Genomic DNA, 5,632 nt, shown 5'->3' with positions numbered 1-5,632 from the left:
ATTTTGTTTTTAAAGCTGTTTGAATAGTAGCCTCTGATTTCGCATCAACTGCTGATGTAGAATCATCTAATATTAGAATCGGTGGTTTTCTCACAAGTGCTCTTGCAATTGATACACGTTGTTTTTGTCCACCTGATAGATTTGTTGCACCTTGTGTTAAATTATATTGATAAGATTCTTCCAGCTTATTGATAAACTCAGTCGCACAAGCTGATGCGGTTGCTACTTCCAGCTCATCGTGTGTTGCATCTTCTTTACCATAACGTAAATTCTCTTCTATACTACCTGAGAACAATAACGCCTTCTGAGGTACAAAGCCTATTGAAGCACGGAGTTTTTGCAAATCATATGTTTTAACATCTATTCCATCTATACATATTTCACCTTGATCCACATCATATAGACGTGGTAACAGTTTCGCTAAGGTTGATTTACCACTTCCAGTCGATCCAATAATCCCTACTTTTTCACCTTTTTGTATGCTAAACGAAATATCTTTTAAAACATATTCATTATTTTTCGTATAGCTATAACTAACATTTTTAAATTCTATATTCCCCTCGATTTTCTCAGGTTCAATCGCATTCGCTTCGCTTATAATATCAACTTCAGTATTTAACACTTGCTTTACACGATCCGCAGATGGAAAAGCTCGCGCAATTTGAATAAATACCATGCTAATCGACATAAGTGACATTAAAATGATATTCAAGTAATTAATAAATGCCAAAATCGCTCCTACTTGAAGTGTTCCACTGAATACTTTTTCTCCACCAATCCATAATGTTGCAACAATCCCGCCACTTACAACTAGCATAATGATTGGCATCATTAAAGAAATAAGTTGCACAGCTCGAATATTTATCTTCGTTAAATTTGTATTTACATTTCCAAATTGAGCGATTTCATATTTTTGTCTTACATACGCTTTTATAACACGCACACCAGATAAATTTTCTTGTAACTTTGTATTCACTTTATCTAATGCCTCTTGCACCTTTTTAAATGTACCACTTGCTTTACTTGCAATTAAAATAATTGCAAGTAATAAAATTGGAACAACTACAAGTAATATTGGAAATAACTCTCGCGCTGTTACAAAAACAATAATTATACTTCCGATAAATAACAGTGGGCCACGAACGAGAACACGTAATGTCATCGTCATTGCCGATTGAATAGAAGTGATATCATTCGTCACAATCGTTAATAATTTACCTGTTCCAAATGAATCACGATTATTACTAGAAAATGTTTCTATTTTCGCAAACACATCTTTTCTTATGTCTGTAGCGAAATTAACAGCTGCTTTTGTAGAATACATCATACACCCAAGCCCTCCAACTAAACCGAGTGCTGCTGCCCCTATCATAAGAAGCCCCATTTTTATTACATAATTTAAATCCCGATTTGCAATCCCAACATCAATGATATGTTGCATAATAGTCGGTTGAATTAAGTCCATCGCAACCTCAAGTACCATAAATAGCGGTCCAATAATAGCGAAGAACATGTATGGTTTTAAATACTGTAATAACTTACGAAATGATTTCATACATAATCTCCTTTTCCCATGAAATTACCACTGAATAATTCATATCCCTCCTTATTTAAGCGATATATTTTGTAATTTCTTCATTACTTCTATTATATTATGTAAATTAATATTTAACATTATTAAATGATAAGCATTAATGACTTTCTGGTCAATAAATGTGCTTTATATTATGTAAATACAAAAACCGCATTCTTACTGAAAAGAATACGGTTTTTCATCTATATTTCTTCAATTGTAAAATTTAAAAACTCAGTCTCAAATCCCTTATTTTTAGAAGGACTACACGTGTAAAAACCTATTTTAATAGGCTCATTCCCTATATCCTCCATTAAATGAGTGATTCTTATTTGTTCCCATTGATGGCTCTTTTTCACATATATTGTATAATCACCACGTTTTCGAATAATTCGAAAACGAATTTGTTGCTTAGCTTCTTCAGTTGGATAATCTTGCGTTGACCAGTCAGAATATCCATTATTCGTTACGACAGCACCTAAGTGAGATGGCCCTTCAGGGATATATTCTAAAGATGTTTTTAGCCAACAGTTCTCCGAAATCATAACAAAAAGACCTGCTTGATCGAATTTTGAATTTGGATTCATACGTAACTGAACTTCAGCTTGAAAGTCTGTCATCATCTCACTATAAAATACATGACCATTCATTACTTCAAAACCATAATGTGTTTTAAGCCAAAAATCAGTTTCTGCTTTCGAACGGACAATAAACGCATGATTGTCATTAATCTTATAGTATTCAGGTACATTCATTATAGTGAGTTGCTCAATACGTTCTGGTATATACGATATATAAAGCATTTATATAGACATTTAAAACTCCGCTAATACTGGGAATTTATAACCTTTAAAATCTAACTCTTTATCACTTCGAACCATTAAATACTTACTAGACTGTAATTCTGTAAACTGTACATCCTCAATCCCTAATTGATCTGGAGAAAAATAAAATTCGATTTCCGTAAACCTTTCATTGATTTCTCCACATATTTCATCTAAAACCGGAAGTACTGGCGCAAATACTCCAAATAATTTCAACTTTTCATTGTCTACTTCATAAACGATTAAAGCATCTAGTTTCTCTGAATAATACAATTTCTCATTCCATTCCGAGTCATACATATTCAAATAAAATGAAGGACGGAAATTTAAAGTTGAAAAATTATTTGAAAGTCTTTGGCCACTATCAATAGTTTCATGTATTAACTGTCTATTCTCTACATTATAGTAATCTAATTTTTTAAGTAGTGAATCGTTATTATTGTTTTTATCGTATGGTATAGTCATCAAATATTCCTGCACAACTTTAAATCCAAACGCTGTATATAGTTCAGGTTTTTCCGTAAACAATAATGTACATTCACATTTCTTATCGATTTCTTCTATCATTTTACCCATTAATTGTTTCATTAGCCCTTGTCTACGGAAATTAGGATGTGTCATTACTGATTGAATACCCGCCGCATTTATTTTTTCTCCATTAATTAATAATGGGAGTGAAAATGCCGCAACATTTGCAATCACTTTATCTTCTTGTAAAAATGATAAAGCTTTATATGTATCATCCCAATACCCTTTATCCGAAAAATCATTCAATGTTTGAGTTGTAATTTCAAACACTTCTTCAAATAAAGGAAATAACTGCTCTCTTTTCGGTTCTTCTATTAGAAGACTTGCCATTTTTTCAACATTCCCCATGTTGTACCTCCAAATGTTAAATTCCATTAAATTAGATATACTTATATGACCTACTCTTAAAAATAGAGGTCTTACCAATCAATATACTATCATAAAACATAAAAAAAAAGTCTAATTAATTTTATGTTTTGACTATTTGAAAATAAGTCGAATAAAACAATATTAAGATTTTTGGATATTAATTAGTTTATTATATAAAAATAGCGCTTTCTAATTAGCTTTTACTAATAGAAATACACTATTTATAATAAAATATTTTTAGTCTTTTATCCCTTCAAGTCTTTCCTTCGTATTAATTTCTTCTCCACTTATACGCTTTTCAAAAGACTTTCTCCAACTACTTGAAAGTGCATTTACTTCTAATATCCTTTTTATCCCTTCAATATTTTGTTTTTCCTTGTGCATGATATGGTTAGCAAACGCTACTGAAACACCTTTTGGATCAGACTGTAGTCTTTTTAATGTATCGACTGATGATACCCATCCTTCTTTTAATACGCGAAAATAGAATCCTGTATATCCTGTTTCTTGAAAATATAGTGGTAACTTTGAAATATTATATTTTTTTGCTAATTTAAAACAAGGTTGCCTTGGTTGTGTTACCTGTACGATTGCCTGTCCTAGCTCAAACGTATCACCAATACAAACATCCTCTTCGCGCATACCACTAACTGTTATATTTTCTCCAAAAGCCCCATATACAAGATCTTGATTCAATTCTTGTTCCCAGTATGGATAGTGATCACCAGTATAAACACAAACTGCTTTATCTACTCCTCCATGATGAACTAAGTCCGCCTGTCCATCTCCATTAAACTTTACAAAGGATAAATATACCGGTTCCTTTACTTGTTTCTTATTTATGCCTGTATGAATTACTTTTCCGCCGTATGTAACCTCTTTTGGTAATCCTATATTTAAAGATAATAATCGATATTCATTAGCCATTCTATTTCCTCCTTTAAAGGTGTTACATGTATTTTCTCTCGATTAATTTTTACAACCCTCTCTGCTATATAAAGATGATTATAAAACCTCTAAAATCATTGTTCAATTCAATTATTTATATAATAATGATAGGTATAACCTATTATTATACTTGAGGTGATTTCAATCGAATTACGACAACTTGAATACTTTTTAGCTGTTTCAAAAGAATTACATTTCACAAAAGCAGCTGAGAAATTAAATATTTCACAGCCTTCACTAAGTCAACAAATACGTGCATTAGAGCATGAAGTAGGAATGCCACTTTTCGATCGAATTGGTAAAAAAATATCTTTAACTGAAGCAGGGAAGATTTTATTATCACATTGTAAAACCATTTTTCATGAAGTCGAACAAGCTCGTTCAGCCCTTCAAGACCTAAACGGATTACAGCAAGGTTCCTTAACAATAGGGGCTTTGTTAACCGTCGTAAATTATTTACTACCACCAGCTATTTTAAATTTCAATAATTTATATCCCAATATAGAGCTTTCTGTATTAGGGCTTCGTACAGGAGATATTCGTGAAAAATTATTACAAAACGAACTAGATATCGGCATTACATTTCTCCCGGTGCAAGATAAAGAAATTATCTCCATCCCTCTATACAAAAGCGACCTTACATTGGTCGTGCCAACTGGTCATCGATTAGCTAAACGTAATCATGTATCTATTACTGAACTACAGAACTACCCTTTAATTCTTTTACCTAAAAATTTCTTTTTAACCGAACTAATTACATCTCATTGTCAAAAATTCAACTTTAGACCAAGACCAATTTTAGAAATTAGTACGATGGAATCTTTAATCCAAATGGTTTCTAAAGGAATGGGAATTACAGTGTTACCACAACCATATATAGACTTTTTACAAAATAAAAACATTCAAGCTATTAAAATAGAAAACCCTACTCCAATAATTGAAATAGGGCTTATTTATAGAAAAGATAAATATATGTGTGCTGCCACTCGAGAATTTATTGAGCAACTACAAATCACAGTACGTTCTTTCCAAAACTAAACAAAAGAGATTGTCCTATGAAATCGTTTCACAACGATCTAGTAGAATAATCTCTTTTCAAAAAAGTAAACATTGCATGTAAACTCTTATAAATTTTAATGTACCTTTTTAGATATTGGAATATATTTTGTAAAATATGCACCAACTAGCAATAATACAATTGAAAATAACCAAGTAAAAACACCGCCAAAATGAAACCAATATGCAAACATATTTAATATTGCGAGTGAAAAGAAACAAATAGAAGTTAGCGCACTTTTCAATCCTTTTATCTCGGATTTTTTTCTCTTTTGATAAGCAATATACATCGCAATAACAAGAAAAAAGATAAGAACAAATGGTAACATAACTT

Annotated in this window: 6 protein-coding genes; 1 reads left to right on the top strand and 5 read right to left on the bottom strand. The window is 31.5% G+C overall.

All coding sequences use genetic code 11. The features are described 5' to 3' along the window. The 4 genes from MR167_RS30080 to MR167_RS30065 form a co-directional block, all read right to left on the bottom strand. On the bottom strand, nt 1–1,555 hold a 1,555-nt coding region (locus MR167_RS30080; protein WP_242316134.1), incomplete at its 3' end, for an ABC transporter ATP-binding protein. 221 nt (nt 1,556–1,776) lie between these two features. Continuing rightward, complete coding sequence (locus MR167_RS30075) at nt 1,777–2,376, bottom strand: DUF1349 domain-containing protein (RefSeq protein WP_242316133.1); 600 nt, start codon at nt 2,374–2,376, stop codon at nt 1,777–1,779. Nucleotides 2,377–2,388: 12 nt separating this feature from the next. Further along, nucleotides 2,389–3,273 (bottom strand): GNAT family N-acetyltransferase, encoded by an 885-nt coding sequence (locus MR167_RS30070; protein ID WP_000528682.1) that lies wholly within the window; start codon nt 3,271–3,273, stop codon nt 2,389–2,391. A 258-nt stretch (nt 3,274–3,531) separates the two neighbouring features. Continuing rightward, on the bottom strand, nt 3,532–4,221 hold the full coding sequence (locus tag MR167_RS30065; RefSeq protein ID WP_242316132.1) for an MOSC domain-containing protein: 690 nt from the start codon (nt 4,219–4,221) through the stop codon (nt 3,532–3,534). Between the two features lie 156 nt (nt 4,222–4,377). Here MR167_RS30065 and MR167_RS30060 point away from each other — a divergent pair, with 156 nt between their 5' ends. Further along, entirely contained in the window at nt 4,378–5,280 is a 903-nt protein-coding gene (locus MR167_RS30060) for a LysR family transcriptional regulator (RefSeq protein WP_000623400.1), read from the top strand. Between the two features lie 95 nt (nt 5,281–5,375). Here MR167_RS30060 and MR167_RS30055 read toward each other — a convergent pair whose 3' ends face one another. Further along, nucleotides 5,376–5,627, bottom strand: a complete 252-nt coding sequence (locus MR167_RS30055) for a hypothetical protein (protein ID WP_003278217.1) — start codon at nt 5,625–5,627, stop codon at nt 5,376–5,378. Between the last annotated feature and the right edge of the window lie 5 nt (nt 5,628–5,632).

It is taken from the genome of Bacillus cereus group sp. BfR-BA-01355 (assembly GCF_022663675.1).
Classification (GTDB): domain Bacteria; phylum Bacillota; class Bacilli; order Bacillales; family Bacillaceae_G; genus Bacillus_A; species Bacillus_A thuringiensis_S.
Note: the sequence above shows the minus strand (reverse complement) of the source record. Positions and strands in the feature narration are given on the sequence as shown.

Bases quoted from the DNA above. Each gene is read 5' to 3' on its own strand.
- MR167_RS30075 (WP_242316133.1), bottom strand. From the start codon at position 2,376: ATGCTTTATATATCGTATATACCAGAACGTATTGAGCAACTCACTATA.
- MR167_RS30070 (WP_000528682.1), bottom strand. From the start codon at position 3,273: ATGGGGAATGTTGAAAAAATGGCAAGTCTTCTAATAGAAGAACCGAAA.
- MR167_RS30065 (WP_242316132.1), bottom strand. From the start codon at position 4,221: ATGGCTAATGAATATCGATTATTATCTTTAAATATAGGATTACCAAAA.
- MR167_RS30055 (WP_003278217.1), bottom strand. From the start codon at position 5,627: ATGTTACCATTTGTTCTTATCTTTTTTCTTGTTATTGCGATGTATATT.